Source organism: Dyadobacter tibetensis Y620-1 (assembly GCF_000566685.1).
GTDB lineage: Bacteria > Bacteroidota > Bacteroidia > Cytophagales > Spirosomataceae > Dyadobacter > Dyadobacter tibetensis.
Genome location: NZ_AZQN01000009.1, coordinates 1 through 25,108, shown reverse-complemented (window position 1 = coordinate 25,108; position 25,108 = coordinate 1). Strand labels below are relative to the sequence as shown.

Below are 25,108 nucleotides of genomic sequence, written 5' to 3'. Positions count from 1 at the left end.
GATATGATTATAGAATCAAACCAGCAACCCGAGCCTAAAAACTTTTCCAATAGAACAGACAAACTAGCGACCTCAAAGTGGACGAGTTGAGCATAGGGCAAAAATAAATACCCTCAAGTTTAAACCTCCAGCTCTTCTCGTACAAATATTTTTGATGATGACTCAGAAGCTACTTATCATTCCACTTTCAGTTTTACTATTTTTTGTGTTGGGATCTGCCTCTTGTAAACAAACGCCCATAGACCAGGAAGGCAATGTTTTGGATGACTCGCCAAATATTGTCTTTATTATCGCCGCCTGTCAGCATCTGCACAACTCCCTATTGTTTCTGGATCTCCGATTTATGGAAAATCTAAAGAAAAGGTAAACTCTATTGGGGTTGCAACAAGGACGATAGAATAAAGCTATAAGTGAAACAGTTGATCCTTGTTATACATCCTTATAGACTCCTTAACCGGATTTACTAAAACTTGAAATTATATCCTAACGAAGGAACAATACCATAAAGAGAAATGGCCGTTATATTGGAATATTTAAAATATTGATAATCTGCAGGCTGCACTTCAACAGAGAACAAATTTCTGCGGTTATATGCGTTATAAACACCGATTACCCATCGTCTTTCTCCATGCCTTTTTTGTTTTAAGATACTTAACTGAAAATCTAACCTATGAAATGCAGGTAGCCGAAAGCCATTTCGTCCATTATAATAGTTAAAAGTAGCATTTTGATAGGCATAATTGGCTATTGGCAATGAAACGGCTGCACCTGAGTTGTATTGAAAATCCATTGAAAAATTCAATGTTCTGCTGATTTTGTAATTCGTAACCACAGAAAAACTGTGACGTCGATCAAAACGGGTAGGATAGGTTTTATTTTGATTTATGCCGATTATATTTCTATCGGTTTTTGAAATGGTATAGGTGATCCATCCTGTTAATTTCCCCACTTGTTTTTCAAAAAACGTCTCCAGGCCAAAGGCACGGCCAGAACCTGTTCTCAATTGCGTTTCTACCTGTTGGCTTAAAAACATTTCCGCATTATCAATAAAATCAATTACACCATTCATCTTTTTGAAATATATTTCGGCTGATAAATTATATGCATTTACCTTATGGTGATAACCTAACGAAACAAGGTTAGCCTTCTGTGGGGCAATATTCTGGTTTGAGGGAAACCAAACATCAGTAGGTAGTCCAGCAGCAGAATTGCTCAATAAGTGAAAATACTGTGTCGATCTGCTGAACGACAAGTCCAGCTTGTCCCTTTCGGAAAGTAAATATGCTAAGGAAAAACGTGGCTCAATTGCTGAACGAAAATTTTGAATCTTACCAGCAACAAAATTCACTGAATCAGTAACATGGATATAATCTCTGGAATATAGGTAATTGACGCCTGGACCCAATTGGCCGTACATGCTGTATCTTATACCTAAATAGGTGTTCAAGTTGGATGTTATGGGTTTATTGATACCAATATGTAGGCCCGACTGAATCGTCCGCTTGGTGTTCAATGAAAAGGGTTTTGTTAATGAGGAGTCCGAATTTGGAGTTATTGAGCCTGGGTCAATCTTGGTTCTACTAATATCCAAGCCAAATTTTAAAGTAGCATTGCCTTTGACAAAATAATCCCATTGATGTTTGAGACCAATTTCATTTAATCCAGCCTTCCAGGCAAAATCTCTTCTGTCGTTCACCAAGCTATAGTCATAGTGGTATTGACTTACATAAATGGTGCTATTGGAAATGAGCTTTGGGCTATAGATATGATTCCATCTGAGTGTTGCTGTCTGGTTATTCCATTTGGTGTAGGTGCCTCGCACTAAGACATAAAATTGGAACCAGTCTCCACCTGAGTAATTAGAGAAATAAATCTGATCCTTACCATTCTTACTTTTCCAATTTACCTTGGCATTTAAATCAAAGAATTTGATTTTATTATTTCCCTGAAAATACTTGAAACCACCTAGATTTAGTGATTTTGCGAGGTTTTCGGCTATGTTTACAATAGATCCTGCATAGCTATATCGACTGGAAATTACTAAGGAGGATCTGTTTTTGATAATTGGCCCTTCCACCGTGAGTCGACTTGCGATCAAACCAATTCCACCAGAAACTTTGAATTTTTGGTCATTACCTTCACGCATACGAATATCGACCACTGAAGATAATCGTCCCCCAAATTGTGCAGGTATTAAGCCCTTATAAATATCAACATTCTTTACAGCGTCAGGATTGAAAGTTGAATAAAATCCTAATGCGTGGCTCACATTATAAACCGGAGCATCATCCAGCGTTATTAAGGTTTGATCAAATGAACCTCCCCGAACGGATAAGCCAGTTGTTCCTTCGACGGCAGAGCGCACGCCAGGAAAATATTGCAGGGATTGTAAGATATCAGCCTCGCCTCCAAGGGTTGGCATATTTTTAATCTGACTGACAGATAAACTATTTTTGCCAGGAATTTCAGTGTTTACTATTTTATTATTGGCCACAATAATGACCTCATTTAATTGGTTATCAGCTGGTTTTAGGCCCATGTTTATTGTTTTATTGGCTGTGAGTACTGCGTTTATAGTATCCGTTAAGTATCCAACATAAGACACACTCACCAAATACTTTCCCGGATTAAGTTCTATGGAATAAAACCCGTAGTTACTAGTTACATGCGATATATTTTTATCGATCACATATAAGTTTGCCTGTGGTAATACTTCTCCTGATGTTATATCATACACTTTACCACTCATTCTTACATTTTGTGCAAACGCATATGATCCAGATAATATGCACAGCAATGCAATAATTACTCTCATTTTACTTAATTATAGGGTTATAATTATTTTGTTACTGGATTTACTCTAAAAAATTTAGATGAAACACCAGAGGTATTAAAAAAACCAGCAACTGGATAGTCACTTTCTATATTGGTAGGGGCATTTGCAGGAGTAGGCGAGAATACACCACCATCACTGGTGATACTTTTGATTAATGCTTCGTAATGGGAGTAGGCTTCAGGGGTAAGGGAAAAGAGGTAAGCCATGTATTGATTGGGTCCAAGCCATTTTAAAGGATTGGGGTTTGGGGAAGTGCCCACAGAAAAATCTAAATCTTTGACATATTCAGGTAAATAAGTGTCTGCAATTATGGCAACATTCCAAAGATTACCTCTGAAACTGCATGGAAGGGAAGCGGGTAGCGTATAGGTGTCATCTGGCCAAAAGGAGTAACCAACCCAGCAAACCTGAGTCATATAATAGTTTTTATCTGGCCTGGGATCGTGAAAACTTAATAAAGGCAGATATTTGAACGCTTCACCTGAATTGGCATTTTTATCATAAAAAACATTTACTGAGTCGATAGCAGGTACAGCAGGCATGGTAGATGTTGCTTGATATCGTTTTTTATCTACTAAAACTTCCAGGTGATAAGTTTCACCCACTTTGTATTTGATCTTTTTGGAATAATAGTATCCTTCAAAAAGGGTGTCATATTCTCCTTTTTTTAATAACTTTTCGCTTATAAGCGTATCAATTTCACCCGAAGCAGAGGAGACGGTGATGAATGCATTGACAACAGGCTGTACTTCAGAGATACTATTAGTAGGTCTGGTACGGGTTAGCCTTACGTAATTACCAAGATTCAAATTATTAAACTGGCCATCAATTACCAATACTTCATCTTGCTGACTTTGTTTAAGATCTAAGTCGACATTCTTTATACACGATTGTGAGGTCAACAAGCCAATGAAAAGCATATAATTCCTTACGTGGAAACGCATCATACATAATGGATAAGGTGTATTCTTACTTTTTGGTATCTTCAATATACTTCTCAATGGCTGTTAATGTCAATTGTCCGTAATAGATCCTGTCGTCGATCACAACAGTTGGTGTACTTACAATATTAAGCTCTTGTAGCCGAGCAATATTGTTTATAAATGGTTTTTCATCAAAAGTATTCATACAAGCTTGGCACGCAGCGGTATCAATTTTGATTTGGGAACCTAGTTTATCCCAATTCATTTCGCCATTACTAGCCGATTCAAATAATAGATTATATGCTTGGCCAAATTTACCTTGTTTGGCGGAACATGCTACGAATTTAATTTCTGGGTTAATATCTGCTGAATAGCTTACATATTTAAAATGAAAATCATCCTGTAGTTCATTAAAAACCCGTTCTAATCCTTTATGGTTTTCACGGCAAGCACTACAGGAGAAATCTGATATAATCCAAATAGATCTATCAGACTTGGTGTTGCCACGTGAATTAGATACAAGACCAGACATGTCTAATGTAGGTGTCAATGGCGGTTTTAAATGAATCTTTACCCGGTATTTCTGTTTCAATTCTTTGAGATACTCATTCCTTACATACATTTTATAAGTATCTGCTAGCACATCCTGCCCTTCTTTAGTATCCAATGGAATTAGCCTAAATGGCTGTTCGGATCTGACAACTCCAGATTTTAGACCATTTTTATCAATAAACTGCTCTAATGAATAGCTAATTTTACTTTGTAAAATACGAAAGGATAATAGGCTATCCGTTGTTATATTCAGCTCCTTCGCTTCCCTTGATAAAAGTATATTTTCGATCCTATCTTCCAAAGCTATTGTTCTTACTTTAAAAATAGAAAATAAGAATTCATACAACGTATTCTGAATTTCAATTCTATTTCATGTAAGTATATCTTTTTACCATCTACTTCAGCAGCAACCATCCTCTCTGATGATTGCTGCCTACAGCCAAAGCACAAAAGAATTGAAAATGTTAAAATAACTCCTTTATTCATTGATTTAATAAAATTCTAAGGCCCTAAAAAAAACATGTCATTGACTATCGCACCTTCATAAAGCGATAATAAGTATCTGAAGGGCCAATAGTTGTACGGTCTACGCCAAGGCCTGGCAAAGGTGTCTGATCAATATTGAGATATTTAAATGAATTCGCATTCTTTCTATTTTCATCATCTATATATAGTGCACCATTTGCTAGAACCGAAGATTGCCTTGCCATTTCCGTACCAAATACACCATATTCAAAACCTAAACTCGGAAATTCATGCATGTAAGCTGGATCGTCTGACCACCTATTGTTATTACCATAAGAAATCCAGAATTGTAAAGTAGTTCCTTGGGTAGTTCTATTTAGATAGCTGTTACTGCCCGATTGACCCGATTGACTAAGGTTCTTATTGTTTGAATCTTCATTATCGTGGTATAAAATGAATGGATCATTAAAATACCTTTGTATTGGTGGTAAATTTCCTAACCTAATTAGTGCATAGTTTGTCGATCTATTATAAGGCCCGCCATTCGCTGTACTAGGTGTTAAATGTAAAAATTTGAATAATCGTCCATCTACTTTACATATTGTATGCCAAGAGTTAGCATTTCCATCAATGGTCCATGCTCCTTGCCATGAACCTTCTGGATGACTATTCCCTCCATCTTCATTATCCATATAATATCTAATTCTTTCTTCCGAGCCACAATAATCGGTATCAGGTACAACACCTACTGCATAGCCGTCGAAGTCTGATGCAATCCTATATCTAGTTTCTAAATTTTTATAGTAATCAGATATGCTTTTTTGAACAGCCTCTTGTTCCTTTTCAGATGCAAATGTAATTAATCCATCGCTTGGGGTAGCTTCATCTTTATGAGCTCCTTCTAAATACGCAGTTTCAATTTTATTGAGAGTTGAAGTTAATAGAACTTCATTCAGAGATGAGGTTCCTGGTGAATCACAAGAGATAATTGCAATACTTATTATAAGCGCAGGTACAAATCTTTTTTTTCATAATCTTAAATCGGTTTGAATAGTTAAAATTTTTTTAAGTCAAGCACTTTGGGGCCGACGAGTGCTCCTTTAAACTTTAAGAGATGGAACTTTAAGTCTTTGATTCTTAAAGGAGATAAAGAATCTTCTCATTTAAGAACCAAAAACTTTTAGGTTGATAGTTGGACACAAACATAAACTTTCAGAAGCTGTTAATATTACTTTATTAAAAGTTTTTTTTAGTAAAAATTGATTTATAATGGTATTCAATGATATGCTTTAGTTAAACTATTAGCCTGTAATGCGATTTTAATAAACATAACATAATGTAAATTATTATACGATCAAATGTTTTCTATTTTACTAATGATGTACTACTGTTGCGTTAACTTTGGTACCATTTTTTGATAACAGGTACTAGCCTCTGAGACCGATGTGTTTTTTGACAGAATATGAAATAAGGCACAGCTTTAGGTAGGGTACTAGCCTGATATTGCCAAATACCCCGCTATTGTTGGATATGGTTATAGACTGACAGTCTAGTGCATCATTTCATTTCCAAATTTCGTAACCAAAATATTTTGATGGTAGTTATGGACCGACACTATGCCTTAGGACGATCAATTATGAATATAACTTACAGACAAGGGACAATGGGAGATTTGCAAGGCTTGAAAGGCTTAGCGATTAAATCTTGGTCACCTTATCAAACACAATTGACCGATTCTAATTGGAGATCATTACAGGAAACGGTATCAAACGATGCGACTTTCGAAAGACTATTGGAGCAATCAACTTGTTTTCTTGGAATTGTCGACAATGACCCTATTGTAGGAATGGCTTTTTTGGTTCCGAATGGAAATCCAACAGACCTATATCTTAAGGAATGGTGCTATATCCGTTTCGTTTCTGTGGATCCCGCATTTGAAGGGCAGGGAATTGGTAGAACATTGATATCGATGTGTATTGATAAAGCGAAAGAAAGCGGGGAAACGACAATCGCTCTTCATACCTCAGAGTTTATGGAAAAAGCACGACATCTTTATGAAAGTTTTGGGTTTAAAATTTTAAGAGAAATTGAACAGCGGCTAGGAAAACGATATGGGCTCTATAAACTTGACCTATAAAGAGGCTATGATGCTTCCTGATTATTTGATTTTCAGACATCGTTAAGGGTTTGGGGAAGCTGTAGCGGCAGTGGAAGGAGAGCTGCTCATCTCTTTGCAAGACCTAATGCTGATTTTGTAAGGAGTTTCGCTCACTTCGATAAGGCATCGTAAGTGATGTGGCTGCTCCCTTATTATTAAGCAGTTAAGGACAAATCAAATCAGGAATCCCAACCACTGAATCCCGAAAGATGAATCCATTCCATAGAATCCCGAAGGGATGATATGATTATAGAATCAAACCAGCATTGCAAGCCACTGAATCCCGAAAGATGTACGGATGGTCCAATAATGTCACCCATCCTGGGTTCTAAACATTGCCATTCGACATTGGTATAATCATTACACCACTTCGTGGTTCAATACAACCCGCCGATAAAACAACCTTCCAGATTGGTTGGTAACCTTTTAAAATGACAGGAAAATAAACCCAAACTAAAATCCATTCCATAGAATCCCGAAGGGATGATATGATTATAGAATCAAACCAGCATTGCAAGCCACTGAATCCCGAAAGATGTACGGATGGTCCAATAATGTCACCCATCCTGGGTTCTAAACATTGCCATTCGACATTGGTATAATCATTACACCACTTCGTGGTACAATACATCCCGCCGAAAAAACAACCTCCCAGATCGGTTGGTAACCTTTAAAATGACAGGAAAATAAACCCAAACTAAAATCCATTCCGTAAAATCCCGAAAGATGTACGGATGGTCCAATAATGTCACCCATTCTGGGTTATGATCATTTCTATTCGATATTGCTATAATCATTACACCACTTCGTGGTTCAATACGGCCCGCCGATAAAACAACCTTCCAGATTGGTTGGTAACCTTTTAAAATGACAGGAAAATAAACCCAAACTAAAATCCATTCCGTAGAATCCCGAAGGGATGATTGATTATAGAATCAAACCAGCAATGCAAGCCGTAAAATCCCGAAAGATGTACGGATAGGCCAATAATGTCACCCATTCTGGGTTCTAAACATTGCCATTCGATATGGCTATAATCATTACACCACTTCGTGGTTCAATACAACCCGCCGATAAAACAACCTTCCAGCTTGGTTGGTAACCTTTTAAAATGAGACATGATTATAGAATCAAACCAGTACCATAAGGCGTAAAATCCCGAAGGGATGATATGATTATAGAATGAACCCAGCACCAAAAGCCGTAGAATCCAGAAAGCATGACATGATTATAGAATCAAACCAGTACCATAAGGCGTAAAATCCCGAAGGGATGATATGATTATAGAATGAACCCAGCACCAAAAGCCGTAGAATCCAGAAAGCATGACATGATTATAGAATCAAACCAGTACCATAAGGCGTAAAATCCCGAAGGGATGATATGATTATAGAATGAACCCAGCACCAAAAGCCGTAGAATCCAGGAAGGGATGATTGATTATAGAATCAAACCAGTACCATAAGGCGTAAAATCCCGAAGGGATGATATGATTATAGAATGAACCCAGCACCAAAAGCCGTAGAATCCAGAAAGCATGACATGATTATAGAATCAAACCAGTACCATAAGGCGTAAAATCCCGAAGGGATGATATGATTATAGAATCAAACCAGTACCAAAAGGCGTAGAATCCCGGAGGGATGAAATGATTATAGAATAAATCTAAAAACTTTTTCAATAAAACCGACACACTAGCGACCTTAAGGTCGACGAGTTGAGCATTGGGCAAGAATAAATACCCTCAAGTTTAAACCTTAAGCTCTTCAGAAGGTCTATCGAACAAATATTTTTGATGATGACTCAGAAGCTACTTATAATTCCACTTTCAGTTTTACTAATTTTTGTATTGGGAGCAGCCTCTTGTAAACAAACGCCCATAGACCAAGAAGGAGATGTTTTGGATGACTCGCCAAATATTGTCTTTATTATCGCCGACGATATGGGTTGGGATGCATTTGGAAATGCGCCCGGTATCAATAGTGTAAAGGCAAATACGCCTGTATTAGACTCCATGGCCGGCAGTGGTATTACATTTACCAATTTTTGGACTAGCCCAGAGTGCTCTCCAACGAGAGCGTCATTGCTTACGGGGAAGTATGGTTTCAGAACAGGAGTGGGCTCGGCAGGGCAAGTTTTGTCAGAAGATGAAATGATCATTCAAAAATACATCAGCGACAAGACCGACAATAAATACAGCAATGCAGTAATCGGAAAATGGCATGTGAGTGGAGGGGTAAATCTTACGGCACCAGAAAGCCTTGGTGTTCAGTATTTTAGCGGTATCATGATCGGCATGGTCAACGACTATTATAATTGGACCCAAACCACCAACGGTGCTCAGCAAAATATTACTACCTATGCTACCACCCATTTTGTAAATCAGTCGATAAACTGGATGGAGCAACAAACCAAACCATTTTTCCTATGGCTTGCCTTTAATGCACCCCATACCCCCTTCCACAGACCTCCCCTGGATTTGATAACGGACCAGTCTTTATCCAATAATCAGTCCGATGTGAATGCAAATCCACTTCCGTATTACCTAGCGTCCATTGAATCCATGGATAAAGAAATTGGCAGAATGATCGCTTCCATGAGTGAAGTTCAAAGAGAGAATACGGTTTTTATGATCATAGGCGATAATGGTACGCCAACACAGGTGGCGCAAGCCCCCTATATTGGAAGGGCAAAGAGCACGCTATATCAAGGAGGGATCAATTGTCCACTGATCGTTTGCGGAAAAAATGTAACGAGAAAAAATGCAATAGAGAACGCATTGGTGCAAGCGCCGGACATGTTTTCAACTTTTGCTGATATTGCAGGAATAGGCGATACCAGTTATTTTGACGGAATAAGCGTAAAACCACTATTTACCAACGCATCAGCTGCTAAGAGAACCTATAATTACAGTGAATTTTTTGGGAATTCTCCTTCCAGAAACGATGGCTATACCTTGCGCAATAACCAATATAAATACATTAAACTTCAAAACGGAACAGAATACCTGTACAAGCTAAGTACGGATCCATTTGAAACAATCAACTTAATGCTTGAACCTTTAGACACTGAGGCGCAACAAAATCTGGAGGCGCTAAGTAATATAAAGTCAAGTCTATAATCAGTCGACAAAACCCATGAATTTATGAAATCAATGATCTTACTACCTTTTATTTTTATAGCTACCCTTTTTCTTAATGGAAGTTGTAAGAATGATGATGCCCCAGTTACTGAAACAACAAATGCTGTTCCTGCCGTGTATGAAAAAATATATGGGGCCAGCAGCCTAACGTCTGATGGTACCTACATCACCATCAAAACAAACGGAATGCCTGATTATAAAAGTGTTTACTATTCCACCAGCAGCAATATGTATGAGGCTTTTAGCGGCACTACATTTGGCGGGGTATCGTTTAAAAAAAATCCAAATACGATAGGTTCTCAGAATTATACATTCAAAATACCATTGAATCCGACAAAAGCCAACAACCATGCCGCTACGCCCCTGGGGCCAATAGGGGTTTCAATTAATGGAGTTCCTTTTTATAATCAGTATGCAGGACCGGCACAACCCCTTACTAATGAAATTCAAAGCTTTGATAGATATTGGGGACATCCAGATGGAGGGAGTCGCTACCACTACCATGTAGAGCCCACATACCTTACGACGGTCAAAGCCAATAAGTCTGCCTTAATGGGTTTCTTGCTGGACGGTTTTCCTGTCTACGGGCCTGAAGAAAATGGTGCTGCTGTAACAGGCTTGGATGCATATCATGGGCATACCACTGCCACAGAAGATTACCCAAATGGCATCTATCATTATCATATAACGAATACAGACCCCTATATCAATGGAAGCGGATATTATGGTACGCCCGGAACGGTTAGTAATTAAGGCTTTACTCCTGACTTTACTTTTTTCATTGCTGCGCTGTAGTGCCAATGAAAGAAGTAATAATACTCCGCTGGAAATCGTGAACGCCGATTCGGCCCATATTACCATGCGAAATGGAGAATTGTATGAAAATGACAGCCTATTTAGCGGTATACTGCTAACATACTACCCGGAGACCAGTGACACTGCTGAAATTTCCAGTTACCGAAATGGCAGAGAAGACGGTGAATGGAGGAAGTATTATCCCAAAAATATACTAAAAGAAAAGAGACATTTTGCCAATGGCTTGAAAACGGGTGAATTGCTCGGGTGGTGGGAAAACGGAAATAAGAAATTACACTACTTCTTTGAATCCGACGAGTATTCCGGAACATGCCGTGAATGGAACGAAGAGGGTTTGTTGACAAAACAGATGAACTATGAAGCTGGACACGAGGAAGGAGCCCAGCAGTGGTGGTATGACAACGGTAAAATAAAAGCCAATTACATCATTAAAGATGGTCGGCGTTATGGATTATTAGGAACAAAAAATTGTATAAATGTACCGGACAGCGTTTTCAAAAATTAGTTTGACCATCCTTTGTGTAACTTTGTTTTCCTGTTCTTCTGAGCATAGTGAAATGAAGCTTCCCTATTATAATACACCGGATTTTACTCCTCAGTTCTATACATCCGATAAGGATGCGACTGAGAATATTACTCATCAAATTGCTGCATTCGGGATGACAGACCAGCATGGGAATAAAATTACAGATGCTGATATTGAGGGTAAAATTCATATTGCCAATTTTATTTTTACCCGTTGTGGTAGCATCTGTCCGGTGATGACAAAGCATATGAAAATGGTGCAGGAGGTGTTTAAAAATAATAATGAAGTGGTGATGCTATCCTTTAGTGTGACCCCATGGATGGACACCGTATCTCGCCTAAAACAGTATGCAGAGGAAAACGCAATTACCGCCAATAATTGGCATTTGCTAACGGGAAGCAAAAGTGAAATATATACCTTAGCCCGACAATCGTATTTTGCAGAAGAAGACCTGGGTTTTTCCAAAGACAGCACCGATTTTTTGCATACAGAGCATATTTTGCTCGTTGACAAATCAAAAAGAATCAGGGGGATTTATAATGGTACTTTGCAATTGGAAATTGAACAACTGATCGAAGATATTAATACACTCAAGTCTGATACTACTAATCAATCAGAGCGGTAGCCGGGGCATTTATATGCTGCCATAAATAAAAGATAATGATAAAAAAAATGATGTTAAGCGCTATTCTGATCTGTAGCATTTCAAATATTTTTGGCCAAAAGGCTGAAATAAAAAGCGTGCAATATGTGAATACTGAAATACTAGTCCCAGGAAATTATACTGCCCAAGACGAATATTCAATAGAAAGCGATTTTTTCTCTGCACAATGGCTTTACTTATCAAAGGAAATGGTGGAGCAAGGTATTGAAAAGGAAATTATTCGACAGTTCGAAGACCAGCTTAAATACAGTAAAACAAGTGCTGTAAGTTTCGTTTCGAATGGTGGATATTTTACTGGTAAGCAATATGAACTTCGACGTGGAAATAATTTTAAATTTAAGGTTTTAGCATTTGGTGTGGTGGATAAACAACCATTGATTTTGAATCTAGGGTTTAAAGCAGTTCCTAAAACGGACGGAAAATCGGACGACCTAATGAAGATATTTATACAATGGGAATGAGCAAATGCACTTTGCCATACGGGTTTGGTAGCGTGAATTTTGAGTTTTCATTAGCCTACCCTATCTCTTTCAGGATTCCAGAGTGGAGTGGGGCACATTTGTTTCCAGGGCCTGAAGAATAGTATACGCCAGAAGATCGATGGTTTGTAGCACCATCTCCTCGGGACTTCCATGGAAAGCGACTTTTTGGGCAATGGATCGGTGCTTGAGGATGATATGAAGAAACATGGTACCCACTGGTTTTTCTTTATTTTCACTCCCTCCCGGGGTAGTCAGTCCCGTAACTGCCACCTGTATGTCAGAGGGAATCAGATACTGAAGCCGGTGGGCCATGGCCTGCGTTACTTCAGCCGATTCGGGAGTGAATTTTTCTATCAATTCCGGATCCAGGCCTAATACGTCCGTTTTTACGCTGGCATCATAACACACAAGCCCCCCCTTGAGTATGCTGCCAGATTGAGGGCAGAGCGAGAACTCAAATGCCATCCGGCCCGCTGTGGCACTCTCTGCAAAGGCTAGGCACATTTCCCTATTTTTTAAAGCCTCGCTGCACCGTAAAACAATTTCTGAAGGCATGATAATCTCTGATATGGTTTGATTTTATATCTATAAAAAGTTTGCCAGATGTAATATTATTCTAAATCTCGGACTCATTATATCTAAGGTTCCATTCCGTAAGCATATTCATGATGGGTAGCAGGGCCAGTCCCTTTTCAGTCAGGCGATATTCTACTTTTCGGGAACTGTCTTGAGCGGGGCTTCTTTGAATGATACCGTCTTCTGTTAATTCCCTAAGCTGGTCGGTAAGTACCTTGCGGGAAATGGTATCGATTCGAACATGAAGTTCCCCAAATCTTAATGTACGATTTCCCAGGGCGTATATAATAATGGGCTTCCATTTAGTCCCGATCGTGGCCATAGTTCTGGTCATCGGGCAATTACTACATATGAAAATCTCTCTATTCATTTTCTGGTTACTTAAAGGTTACTAGACTTTCTTTTAGCCCTATTAGAGCCGGGTTTGTTTTATTTTTTTTGCAAAATCAAATAAATATTAATGAAAATGAAAAGTAATAAAGCATCTATCTTACTGGTGTTCATGATCCAGATTGTCATGTTCAATGTCCATGCACAGGAACAGGCTAATTTTTATTCCTTTTATGTGGGCGACATTAGAGTGATAGCACTTTCTGATGGTATTGTTTCCACCGATGCTCAAAAATTATTCAGAGAAGAAGAACCTGGTCAGATTGTCCACCTTTTAGAAAAATCTGGTATAAGGAATCCGGTGGATATACCGGTAAACGCTTATCTGATTGTGAGGGAGGAGAAACGGTTATTAATCGATACGGGGGCTGGTGATTTTCTGGATATACCCTCAGCTGGGAAGCTAACGCAAAGTTTAAGATTAGCTGGATATCGTCCAGAAGATATTACTGATATTTATCTAACGCATGTGCATGCCGATCATTCCGGAGGATTAACGCTGAATGGCCAAGTCGTTTACCCCAATGCGACCTTACATTTACATGAGAAAGAGTACGCCTATTGGATGAACAGTGCCTATTTGTCGGGAATGGAAGGCGATGCAAAGGAATTTTTCTTAAAGGAACAAAGTATACTTGCTGCTTACGGTAATAGGATAGAAACCTTTAAGGGCTCTTCACGGCTACTCCCAGGGTTCCGATCAATTTCAATACCCGGTCATACACCAGGCCACTCCGCTTTTGAACTCCAAAGTAAAGGCCGGAAAATTATTTTCTGGGGAGACCTGGTTCACATTGATGCAATACAGTTTGTTTTGCCTGAACTGGATGATACCTACGATATTGACATGGAAAAGGGTAAAATGCAGAGAACAAAAATGTATGCTCGTATGGCTCAAAAAGCTGTTCTGGTGGCAGGTGCGCATTTAAAGTTTCCAGGTATAGGGTGGGTTCGCCGTAGCGAAAAGGGCTATGAATGGTTGCACTTTCCCAAACCACATTTCTGAAATATCATACAGCAATACAAAACTCCTGAAGGTAATTTAGGTTCATAAAAAGGATTTAAGACAATTTATCAGACAATTCTTTATAGAGGAATATGAGGCCAGCCAGGTATATTTTCTGTTTGAAAGTGCACATGTGCAAGGTCGAATTTTTAAGATTAGTGGGTCTATACCTCTATCAGACTTGCGGTGCGCTTTGAATATAAATGGCAGGACGCTAAAGGGGCAATGGATTCGCTTCAATGGGAATGAAAACTGAGAGTTCGACGAGAATTGTTAGTTAGAAAAACGAATGGCCATTATCAATGATCTGGAATTCACTGAATCTGAAAGCCGGTCGAAATTTAAGGATAGCGTAATGAATTGTTAAGGTTAGAAACTGAGGTGAGGTTCTAACCTTTTTTGGTTTTAAATAGGAGAAAATTATTTGGATTGAGGTTAAATCCCAATGTATTCCCGATGTGCTTTAATAGGTGGAAGTATATTCAAATATTGTACGGTGATACCAATCAATTTGGTCAGGATGAGACCTGTAGCTCAAAAACTACAGCAGGGTAATTGCTTAGCTATTTTATCCAGAGACTACTTAGTCTAAGTTTGTCTATCATAATTTAACAATCAGACCACAATCCAAAAAGAAGGTCAAATCTGTAATGATTTACTTCTGAGGTGAGGGTCATTGTAAAAAATTATCGTATGTAGAATCATTATTTTTTCACCTGGAATTTAGAAAATATCCTCTCATGACAAAATGTATCTGGGAGATGGTTTTATAGTCCGCCAAATAATAACTAAAATGAAAGTTGCTATTATCGATAAACATCCGATCACACGTTCAGGGATTAAAAATGTCCTACAGAATAGGGCAGGAATTACCAACCCTTTGGAGGGCAGTTGTATGATTTCATTCTATGAAAAATTCAAAGATGAAAATCCCGAATTAATTATTGTTTCTATAGGTCAGCAAAAGGGAATAACCAATCTACAGATTCTTGGTTTTATAAAGCGATTTTATCCTCATTCTTCAATAATTGTCTATGACGATCAGATTGTAGCGGAAATGGTACCTAAATATTTTCAACTCGGTATTGTGGGATATCTTTCCAAACAAGATGAACTATTGGAGTTAGAGTCCTGCATAGAAAAATTAAAAAAAGGCGAACCCTATATTGGCTGTGATTTGCTTTATCTGTTGATGCGCAATGAAGCTGCAATGGAAAGGGTTTATCATGTAAAATCAGAGAATAGCTTAACCAAAAGAGAAAGCGAGATAGCTGGTTATTTGATTAAGGGACAGCGAACCACTGAAATCGCTAAGATGTTGAATAGAAAAGTGTCTACCATTAGCACTATCAAAATGAATATTTTCAAGAAAATGAAAGTAGATAATATAATTAGTTTAGGTCAAAAGTTAAGTTAGCAAGGTTGATTCGTTGGTTACTACCGTAGAGGGAATCCTTACGGTAGTAATTTTTATACTGTGGTTGGTTAAGCCCATTTAATGGAATCCAAGGAGTGTAATCTGGTTCCTTTAGCTAATAGCTAAGGTTTTGAAAGGTATGATATTCTCTCCGTAAATAGTTATTAGTTATAATGATTCACGATAACTTGATTTTTAAGTGCCAGATTATAAAAATCAATTAGATTATTTACCCTGAGTTTTTCGAAAATTCTTCCTCTATAGGTACTTACTGTCGATACGCAGATCGATAAGCTATTGGATATCTCTAAAACACTCTTGCCATTTAATAGTAATAAGGCAACTTCGAATTCTCGTTCAGAAAGTTTTTCAAATGGGTTCAGAATATTATTACTTAAAAACGCAGTAGAAAACTCTTGGGCCTGGTTGGCGGTAAAGTATCTTTTTCCCATGCTGATATGGTATATGGCCCGTTTTAGCTCCTCGTCCGAATTGCATTTCTGAATATATCCTAAGGCTCCAATTTTTAAAAATCTGTGAGCAAAAACACTTTCATTATTAAGACTAAGGATAAGGATCTTACATGTGGGTAAAGCTGAAAGTACGGAGGAAATCAAATCTAAGCCATTGGTGTTTGGTAAATTAATCTCGGTTATCAGCATTTCATATGATTTTTCACTTAACTTCTGCTTCACTTCTCTTCCATCAGCAGCAAAATCAACCAACCAACTGAGACCTAATACCTCTTTAACAAGCATTTTGATACCCATGCGTATTAGCGTATGATCTTCGGCAATTAATATATTGGGCATGATTTCTATAGTTTGTTGTAAGGGATGTAGTCTATGTATGAATTTTTAATTATTTATTCGATCCGGTGAATCAGCGAAAGAATATTCGAACCACCAGAATAGGGGTTCAACGTGCACGAATCCCGCCAGAAACAGACCGGATAGTATTTTCGGCAACGGAGGAGATTATAAATCTCCATCTGGTTCTTAAAGGTTGTTTGCCGTTATGGTACTTTAATATACTCCGATGGATTCATTTTAAACATTTTTTTGAACTCTTTACTAAAATATTTTCTATCACTGAATCCAACCAATTCAGATACTTCATTTACATTATAATTAGTTGTGCGAAGGAGGCAAGCTGCTTTTTTTAATTTTACGGTTCTGGCGAACTCATTGATAGACATACCTGTAAGTGCCTTGATTTTTCTGTAAAGTACAGGCCTGCTTATCCCGATATTTTTACAAAGTGTTATGACATTGAACTGCGGATCTGTCAGATTTTCTTCAATAGTCGAGGCCATTTTTGCAAGAAAGTCTTGATCAATGTTGTTCATTCGCACATTTTCATAATACAACCCATTGGATGGATGGTTTAGCTTTTCATGCAGTATTTTATTATGATTCAGTATATTCCTGATTCTTAATTCTAATTCTATCATGGAGAAAGGCTTGACGATATAGTGGTCTGCCAGGTGATGATAGCCCTGTTGAATATCTTCGTTAGAAGCTTTTGCCGTCAATAAAATGATGGGGATATGACTGGTAGTGATATGGGTTTTTATTGCATGGCACAGCTCAAGACCGTTCATGCCCGGCATCATAACATCGCTAATAATGATGTTTGGCAAAATCTCTAATGCACGCTGCAAACCTTCTTCCCCATCTTCACATTCATAAATTCTATACGTCTGGTGTAGACTAAGTCGGAGGAGATCGCGTAATTGAGGATTGTCCTCGACAATAAGAATCGATTGTTCTTTAATCCAGTCATTGTCTGTATCGTTTTCGTCTATTTCGGATAATGATTTATGCGACCCCGCTATAACATTAACTTGGTTGACTGATTGATTCTCGACTAACTCGGCTTCTGAGAAGTGCTCTTTCCCTCTTAATAGAATGATGGAAAAACATGTATACCCCAGGGAATCGTGGGTGGCTGGTATACTCTTCACCTTTAAATTTCCATGATGAAGGTCTATGATTTTTCTTGAAAGGGCTAAGCCCAAGCCATAGCCGGAATTTTTACCCAATTCGTCGGCCACCTGAAAGTAATTTTCAAATATGTATTTAAGATTTTTGGCTGATATACCGAGTCCATTGTCTATAACATCAATTTTTACAGTTTTTTCCAACTGTTCTATTCGGATTTTTATATTATCTCCACGATCTATATATTTTATAGCGTTTGAAAGCAAATTATATACCACCTTTTCCAGCTGAAACTGGTCAGCCCATATATAGATGGAATCCATATTGGATTTAAGCGTAATCGTAATTCCTTTTTCCTGGCAGAGGTGATCGAATACGGAAAGAGCATTCTTCATAAAACTGACCACCTCGTATTCACTTACTTTTAATTTTAACTTTTTATCATCTATGCGGGTAAAATCAAGTAGTTCGCCTACCAGGGAGGTTAGCCGGGAAGTATTATTTCTGGCGATAATAAGGAAGGGAGCAATTTTGTAATCATCCTTTCTGATTTCAAGAATCTTTTCGAGCGGCCCTGATATCAGGCTTAAATGGGTGCGTATCTCATGTGATATATTAGAGAAAAAATCCAGCTTGGCTTGATGGGCTATTGCTGCCTGGCGAAAAGTCATTCGTATCCAGAAAAAGCGCACAATTAGTAGTATAAGACCTATTAAAAGGAATGCATAAATGACAATAGCCCACCATCGTTTCCAAAATGGTTGTTTAATGACGATTTCTAAGGAAGTGGGAATAGACCATGTATTGTCATTATTGGCACCCTTGATGAATAAGGTATAAGTACCAGGTAATAGATTATTGAAAGTTACTGACGGTTTGCTTAACGGTCGCCATTTAGAATCGGCCCCTTCAAGTTTATATGAAAATTGATTTTTGTCCGATCGTAAGTAATTAAGAACAGCGAAGTCTATGGTTATAAAATTTTGGGTATGCTCTAAATCAATCCTACTTGTGAATGCTATCGATTTTTCCAGGATGTTGGTACTATCCATTGGAAGGACTATTTGTCCGTCTATTTCCAGTTCAGTGAGAATAACCTTTGGTTTTACTTGATTGATTTGAACGTCCGCCGGATTGAAATATAAAATGCCATTTGATGTTCCAAAGTATAGTTTTCCAGATGTATTGTCCTTCCAGCTAGCATTCCAGTTATAAGCACTATTGTATACTCCATCTGAACTGGAATAGGTGAACACACGGTTGCTATTAATATTCAATTGTTTCAAGGAGTGTAGATATGCCAACCATAGATTCCCAGCCCTATCTACTTGTATAGCGCTTAAACTCCCTTGTGTAAGTTCTTTCACACCTTTGTAGCTTTCGAATGCTCCTCTTAATGGGTTGAATTTTTTCAGTCCTTCCTTGAAGGTGCCTGCCCAAATATTTCCAGAGAGATCCTCTTGGAAGCAAAGGGCATAGTTCTGAGAATCGGGTACATTACTTATTGGGGATAATATCCTTACAGGCCGGACTTTATCATTATGATCCAGATAGAAGCTTCCGTTTTGAGTAGAAAACCAAATGTTTTTATTAGAATCCTCAAAAATGGTGAAAGTGTACTGATTTTTACTTCTTGGGAAATAATGCTGGAAGGTTTGGTTTTTTTCATTATATAGATCAATTCCCGAAGAAGTTCCTATCCAAAGTCGATTTTTACTATCTCTAAGGATAGAACGTATGTCGTTAGATGATATGGATGTCGAGTCCGAATTATGTCTAAAAGTTCTCCAAGATTTATTTATTGGATCAAACTGGGATAAGCCTCCGGTATAAGTGCCAATCCACATTTTTCCATCTTTATCTGGAAAGATGGTAAAAACTCGATTGGAACCCAGTATCTGATTTATTTTTGGAATAGGTCTGATTTGCTTTGTATTGCCGTCAATGACACTAATCCCCTCAGATTCTGTGCCTACCCACCAGTTTCCAGTTTTATCCTTGGTGAAACAATTGACTACGCCTATATCTGAATCCTTTTTATCTGCTTCCTCAGGGAAAAAGTTGAATACATGTGGTCTTTCTAATAAATTTATTCCATAGTTATAGGTACCCACCCATACTTGCCCAAGTTCATTATCGAAGATCGAATAGACATAGTTTTCACTAATAGCCTTTGAGTCGCTTCGGTTTTTGATATAATGATTATAATGATTAGTCGATATATTAATGTTATATGCTCCATTGTTTGTCCCAACCCATAGAGATCCCTGTGCTCCGCTCGTGATAGTATTAACTTCGAAACTCTGAAAATTATGACTTGGATCAGGAATTATTATATGGTTAAAGGTTTTTTCTTTTCTGTTGAATCTACTGACCGTTCCGTCATATGTTCCTACCCAAAGCGTATTATTTGGATCAACATAGACCGCCTTTACCATATTACTTTTGAGACTTTTAGGATTGTGGGGTTCATTTTGATAGGTTGCCAAGGTTATCCCATCGATAGTCATATTTACTAGTCCTCTTTCCGAGGCTACCCATAGTTCACCATTACTATTAGAGGCAATACTAAAAACGGCTTGATTGGACATCTTTTTTATAAAGGTTCCAGTTTTTCTATCATTTAATTTATACAGACCGCTTACCGTACCGACCCATATTTTTCCACTCTTATCTTCATGGATACTGAATACATCATTTGGAGCTGAACCATTTTTCAGATGGTCATCATAGATATATTTTTCAAATTTTGACAAACTGGTATCGAAGCGATTCAATCCATTATAGGTACCTACCCATAAATCCCCTTTACTGTCGGTGAATAGGCGTTTAACATAATTCGAATACAGGCCATCACTTTTATCGAATTTTCGAAATTGATGGGAGTCGTACCTATACAATCCAGAAGGCGTGGCATACCAAAGGAATCCTAGGCTGTCGCTGGCTATTGAGACCACAGTGTCAAATATTTTGCCATTATCACTCTGTATGTTCTTTGTCTTCACCAAACGAGTCGGTTTTTGGGAATTTGCTGGAATGGCATAGCCAATAGCCCATACAAAGACAACCTGAAATATTATTTTATGGATAGAGGTTTTAGTCATGAATAAAGTATGTAATATCGGTGTGAAGTGTAATAATGCTTTTCAAAACTAGAGCCCTGACATATGGACTGAATCTTGACTCTCACTTTATTCTTAAAAGGTCAGCCTTTCTTTTCATCTTTATAAAGTCACTCTCATTTTATAGATGGTATTTAGTTGGAGAGTAAATTCTACTGAACTTAACTAGAATCTAATCCTCTGGTTTTGAGATTATTACCAGTTCAGATTGTGATATTGTAAGAATTTATAAAGTTTAATGACATGTTAAGCTTTTATATAGTCATTAATGCTGTATAATATTGCACTTGAATTTGAGTAACAGAATTTTCTTTCTCGAATATATTCGATTCTTTTGATAAATATATATCAACCCCTAAATTGTATAACGCATCTGGTTTAGGTGTAATTAATTCATTGAAATATACAATCAAATATTTTTCCAACTTTGAAAAATAGGTGTATCGTACTTGATTGAATATTGATCTTCCACCGGGTTTATAAGTTGATGTGCCGGGTTTAAGCATATATTTAAGATATTCGGAACTTTCTGCAGTTAGAAATAGCAGGATATCCATCAGAAAGAACATAGGGATACAATGTGTTTTGATTTATTTAGTTCCAAATTTCCTAAACCACTATTTCAGACCTGACTTAAGGAATTTGGGAGTAATGGTTTTCTATTTTACTTTATGTTACCTTTTGAATAGGATTTGTTTCCTAGTACCTATCCAATTTTTTCAATTTTTGTTTTGCAAATTTGATATTTACATGGTTAACATAAGGGGGTTGGATCGTTCAAAAAGGGGGGTTGGATTGAAATGTGTGCTATAAATTGGCATAAAACGATCACATTTAGATGATTTTCTCTAAAATTATGGGGAAGGACGTTTGGTGGAGTAATTACTATACTATCTATTACGATAGTAATCTATTCCTTCACTATTTGCGGGTGTTTATGATATCAATTAATTAGATCAAGTTAATGGTTATATCATAATTAAAAAGGTCGCTAAATTGATAATTGGCTATTTCTATATGAAGTATTATTAGACAATTTTCAACTTTAGTTGTCAGGTATTAAAACAGGGGAGCTTACAATAGTATTACTCTACCTCGCATCCCTCCACCAAAGCACAGCGAATCATCTGTTACTATAAGTGAAAAGAATGGATCATAATTATAATCCTGTTTCTGTACTATTGATTTCCTAAGTGAGGAAGAATGTCAGAACCCAGGTGTTATGCTAGAATTTTGCGTCATAGTCTCTTTGCTTCTCCGGTACGAATACTTTGTACCTATTCCGGTCAATTCCATATTGACCGGTAAATTGGAATCTCAATATTATAATTTTTCCATGAAGTGCTGTATAGTGTAAGGATTTAATTGAATGCAAATTCCATTTGATGGACTGAGCTCTCGATGGAGTGTTTTCATTCATTTTCAAAACTGTTACTAAATCTTCCTTATTGGAATCCGAAAGATGAATGGGGGGCTGTATCAGTCAACCTTTAAATGGTGAGGGTTATATTTTAGCCGATCTCATGAAAAACTGGGTTTCTGTCGATACTTATATAATTTCTATGAGAATACTAACATAAATTCTAGTAAGATGGGAAGCTTTAAACATTTAATGACAGATGACTACCTTCAATATCCTCAATTTTAGCGTCAAATTATCGATTTAGAAACTTGAAATGCTTCCCCATCGCATGGTTTACAGTTTGGGATACCGTTCTCATTTGACGAATAATCAGACTTAATAGAACTATATGTCCCATATAAATCAGTTAGAAAATGCCTATGAAGTTCATGTTATTTTCTTACCCTTGCCATCTGTCTACTCAATTTTCTCACCCTTTTTAGATCAATTAGTGCCTCATGGCCTACTTGTGATAGCTTTATATTTGTATCATTAAATTTATTCGATTTAGTGACTACATCATACTAATATTTTGTTGAAGCGACCGCCTAGCGACCGCCTATAGTTAGGCCAATAAGCAGAGGTGTATTTGTAATATACGGTGAATGTAATATAGTCCATATAATGTAATCAATAGAATGAGTTTATGAGAATGGAGCATTCTGAAATATTAGTTACCAGATATTTCTGAAGAATTATTTGTGTACGTATACGAGGGTGAACTAGGATTCTGGGATAGGGTAACTACTTTTCTGTGATAAGTAAATATTAATAAAGTACATAAAAAATAAGATTAATATGATTCATTATACACACACAAAAAAAATTCCATCTTCTCGGGTTCTCCAGCCCTGGGGAGAGACTATTCTTTTAATAATTAACCATCACTTTTCCTAAGAGCGCATCTAGAAAAGCTCCTCTTTTCATAGGATTCTCTGCGATAGTAACTATCGGTAACCGCAAAATAGGGCCACAGGACTATTATGAATGGGATATGGAAGAGATCGCAGATATAGATTCACTCTTTTTCTCAACAACACATGCAATCCTAATTTAAAATCAATAATCACTATATATTACTACACTACTATATGAACTAAACAAAAGAGCATAATCCCAAATTTCAAGTATCTGATTCCGAGCCAACATTATTGTCTTTGTCGTCGAAGTATCTCGAGCTGGGATGAAACAATTATCAAAAATTTTCAACACTAAAACACTTTTCTTAATGAGTATTAATAATATCTACTCTTACCATTGATCTAATTTTAATTGGGCTGCATGTCTTGGCCTGTTTGTTGAAATTCGGAGCTAATCTTCGTTTTGAATACTTCCTGGATATCGAAAACCTAAAAAAACGAAGGTAAAAGAACTTAAGGATTCAGAATAGACAACCACACATTTTTAATATCACATCTAATACACATTTTATGAATACTATCTTTAAAATTTATCAGACCAAATTCCTGGTTATTTTGCTGTTAATGGCCACATTACTGTGCAATACTACTGAGACATTTGCCCAAACCTGTACACATATGACTACGGGAACTTCCGCTACTGGAGTTAATGTGACCGCTGTAAATGGTGAAGGAGTACTACAAGTTCATCGCAGTGCTAATTATTGTGGAACTGTAAGTTCAGGCGAAAGTTTTAATATGACAGGCGAAGGTTTTGGACAAGGCCAGGTACGACCTACCGCTTATACCCTAACTTTTGGACAGTCTATTACCAGTATTACCCTAGATATAGGGAAAATTGGGGATGGAAGTCCAGAGACGATCACCTTTAATTCACCTGAGGGACGTCCTCTGGTATATTCTGCCACGCAGTTATGTGGAGGTGCAAGTCTTTCTGGAGCCACCTTAACAGGATCGAATTTAGCATCTGCAAGGATCAGGGTTTCAAGTTCAGTTCCATTTAAGCAACTTCGGATTACAGCTAGTGTCTCTGGATCACGTAATCCGAGTAGCCCCTATAGTTTGTTAGTTATTTGCTCTGAATCCATTACTCCGGCTTGTACCACCCCTGCTGTTCCCACTATCAGCACAACTGCGGCTTCCTGTTCTACTGCATCATCTCACTCAATCAGCAATTATAATTCAAGCTACACTTACTCCTCATCACCCTCAGGTTTGTCAATTTCTAGTACCGGGGTTATCACTGGAGGTGTAGGCGGAACAACCTATAGCATCACAGCCAGTGCTGGAGCTGGTTGTTCTGCAACTTCTGCCACTTTTACGAAGCAAGATGCGTATCCTACTCCTTTGGCTCCGGTGGCACGAGTGACGGCCCCTGCCACCTGTACGTCAGACTCGAAACATACTCTTAATGTATACAATCCTAATTATACCTATTCTTCAGTCCCTTCGGGCTTGATATTTTCGGCAACAGGAGAGATTGAGAATGCTGTAAATGGAACCAATTATATTATCACTGCTACCTCAAGTATGGGATGTACCTCTAGTGCTTCCTTTACTCAAACTCCGGCGCAGAATCCTCCTACTCCTAGTATTAATACTACTGCGGCTTCCTGTTCTTCTGCATCGTCTCACTCAATCAGCAATTATAATTCAAGTTACACTTACTCGTCATCACCCTCAGGATTGACTATTTCTAATACAGGAGTAATAACAGGTGGAGTAAGTGGGACTTCTTATAGCATCACAGCCAGTGCTGGAGCTGGTT

18 protein-coding genes are annotated in these 25,108 nt (G+C 37.7%); 10 read left to right on the top strand and 8 right to left on the bottom strand.

Features of this window, described 5'->3' with window-relative positions:
• Positions 1–154 precede the first annotated feature (154 nt).
• Positions 155–367 (top strand): hypothetical protein, encoded by a 213-nt coding sequence (locus X939_RS0118805; protein WP_025764829.1) that lies wholly within the window; start codon positions 155–157, stop codon positions 365–367.
• A gap of 96 nt (positions 368–463) precedes the next feature.
• Here X939_RS0118805 and X939_RS0118800 read toward each other — a convergent pair whose 3' ends face one another.
• From X939_RS0118800 to X939_RS0118785, 4 genes are all read right to left on the bottom strand, one after another.
• On the bottom strand, positions 464–2,815 hold the full coding sequence (locus X939_RS0118800) for a TonB-dependent receptor (RefSeq protein ID WP_084299564.1): 2,352 nt from the start codon (positions 2,813–2,815) through the stop codon (positions 464–466).
• A gap of 23 nt (positions 2,816–2,838) precedes the next feature.
• Positions 2,839–3,783 (bottom strand): DUF4249 family protein, encoded by a 945-nt coding sequence (locus X939_RS0118795; protein WP_084299562.1) that lies wholly within the window; start codon positions 3,781–3,783, stop codon positions 2,839–2,841.
• Positions 3,784–3,805: 22 nt separating this feature from the next.
• Positions 3,806–4,657: a DsbA family protein gene (locus X939_RS0118790; RefSeq protein ID WP_025764826.1), complete on the bottom strand. Its 852-nt coding sequence runs from the start codon at positions 4,655–4,657 to the stop codon at positions 3,806–3,808.
• A gap of 184 nt (positions 4,658–4,841) precedes the next feature.
• Complete coding sequence (locus X939_RS0118785) at positions 4,842–5,636, bottom strand: hypothetical protein (RefSeq protein ID WP_510185984.1); 795 nt, start codon at positions 5,634–5,636, stop codon at positions 4,842–4,844.
• Between the two features lie 776 nt (positions 5,637–6,412).
• Here X939_RS0118785 and X939_RS0118780 point away from each other — a divergent pair.
• The 6 genes from X939_RS0118780 (at position 6,413) to X939_RS0118755 (ending at position 12,543) form a co-directional block, all read left to right on the top strand.
• A complete protein-coding gene (locus tag X939_RS0118780) occupies positions 6,413–6,913 on the top strand; it encodes a GNAT family N-acetyltransferase (RefSeq protein ID WP_198034458.1) in 501 nt (166 codons plus the stop codon).
• A gap of 1,816 nt (positions 6,914–8,729) precedes the next feature.
• Complete coding sequence (locus X939_RS0118775) at positions 8,730–10,055, top strand: sulfatase-like hydrolase/transferase (RefSeq protein WP_052353501.1); 1,326 nt, start codon at positions 8,730–8,732, stop codon at positions 10,053–10,055.
• A 24-nt stretch (positions 10,056–10,079) separates the two neighbouring features.
• Positions 10,080–10,829 (top strand): YHYH protein, encoded by a 750-nt coding sequence (locus tag X939_RS0118770; protein WP_025764822.1) that lies wholly within the window; start codon positions 10,080–10,082, stop codon positions 10,827–10,829.
• A complete protein-coding gene (locus X939_RS0118765) occupies positions 10,786–11,397 on the top strand; it encodes a toxin-antitoxin system YwqK family antitoxin (protein WP_025764821.1) in 612 nt (203 codons plus the stop codon). Before X939_RS0118770 ends, X939_RS0118765 begins: the two co-directional genes overlap by 44 nt.
• Positions 11,398–11,449: 52 nt before the next feature.
• A complete protein-coding gene (locus tag X939_RS0118760; RefSeq protein ID WP_229236106.1) occupies positions 11,450–12,043 on the top strand; it encodes an SCO family protein in 594 nt (197 codons plus the stop codon).
• Between the two features lie 35 nt (positions 12,044–12,078).
• Entirely contained in the window at positions 12,079–12,543 is a 465-nt protein-coding gene (locus tag X939_RS0118755; protein WP_025764819.1) for a hypothetical protein, read from the top strand.
• A 69-nt stretch (positions 12,544–12,612) separates the two neighbouring features.
• On the opposite strand, the gene X939_RS0118750 is transcribed toward X939_RS0118755, so the two are convergent.
• Together X939_RS0118750 and X939_RS0118745 are read right to left on the bottom strand one after the other, a co-directional pair.
• Positions 12,613–13,119: a CinA family protein gene (locus tag X939_RS0118750; protein WP_025764818.1), complete on the bottom strand. Its 507-nt coding sequence runs from the start codon at positions 13,117–13,119 to the stop codon at positions 12,613–12,615.
• 61 nt (positions 13,120–13,180) lie between these two features.
• On the bottom strand, positions 13,181–13,474 hold the full coding sequence (locus X939_RS0118745; RefSeq protein ID WP_084299560.1) for a winged helix-turn-helix transcriptional regulator: 294 nt from the start codon (positions 13,472–13,474) through the stop codon (positions 13,181–13,183).
• 132 nt (positions 13,475–13,606) lie between these two features.
• Here X939_RS0118745 and X939_RS0118740 point away from each other — a divergent pair, with 132 nt between their 5' ends.
• Both X939_RS0118740 and X939_RS0118735 read left to right on the top strand, forming a co-directional pair.
• Positions 13,607–14,536, top strand: coding sequence for an MBL fold metallo-hydrolase (locus X939_RS0118740; RefSeq protein WP_198034457.1), 930 nt, complete (start codon positions 13,607–13,609; stop codon positions 14,534–14,536).
• A 793-nt stretch (positions 14,537–15,329) separates the two neighbouring features.
• Positions 15,330–15,953, top strand: coding sequence for a LuxR C-terminal-related transcriptional regulator (locus X939_RS0118735; RefSeq protein WP_198034456.1), 624 nt, complete (start codon positions 15,330–15,332; stop codon positions 15,951–15,953).
• 164 nt (positions 15,954–16,117) lie between these two features.
• On the opposite strand, the gene X939_RS0118730 is transcribed toward X939_RS0118735, so the two are convergent.
• Together X939_RS0118730 and X939_RS0118725 are read right to left on the bottom strand one after the other, a co-directional pair.
• A complete protein-coding gene (locus X939_RS0118730) occupies positions 16,118–16,765 on the bottom strand; it encodes a response regulator (RefSeq protein ID WP_025764814.1) in 648 nt (215 codons plus the stop codon).
• A gap of 203 nt (positions 16,766–16,968) precedes the next feature.
• A complete protein-coding gene (locus tag X939_RS0118725; RefSeq protein WP_025764813.1) occupies positions 16,969–21,000 on the bottom strand; it encodes a hybrid sensor histidine kinase/response regulator transcription factor in 4,032 nt (1,343 codons plus the stop codon).
• A 2,850-nt stretch (positions 21,001–23,850) separates the two neighbouring features.
• On the opposite strand from X939_RS0118725, the gene X939_RS0118715 reads away from it, so the two are divergent.
• Positions 23,851–25,108 (top strand): hypothetical protein (locus tag X939_RS0118715; protein WP_025764811.1); only part of this gene is annotated, 1,258 nt, incomplete at its 3' end.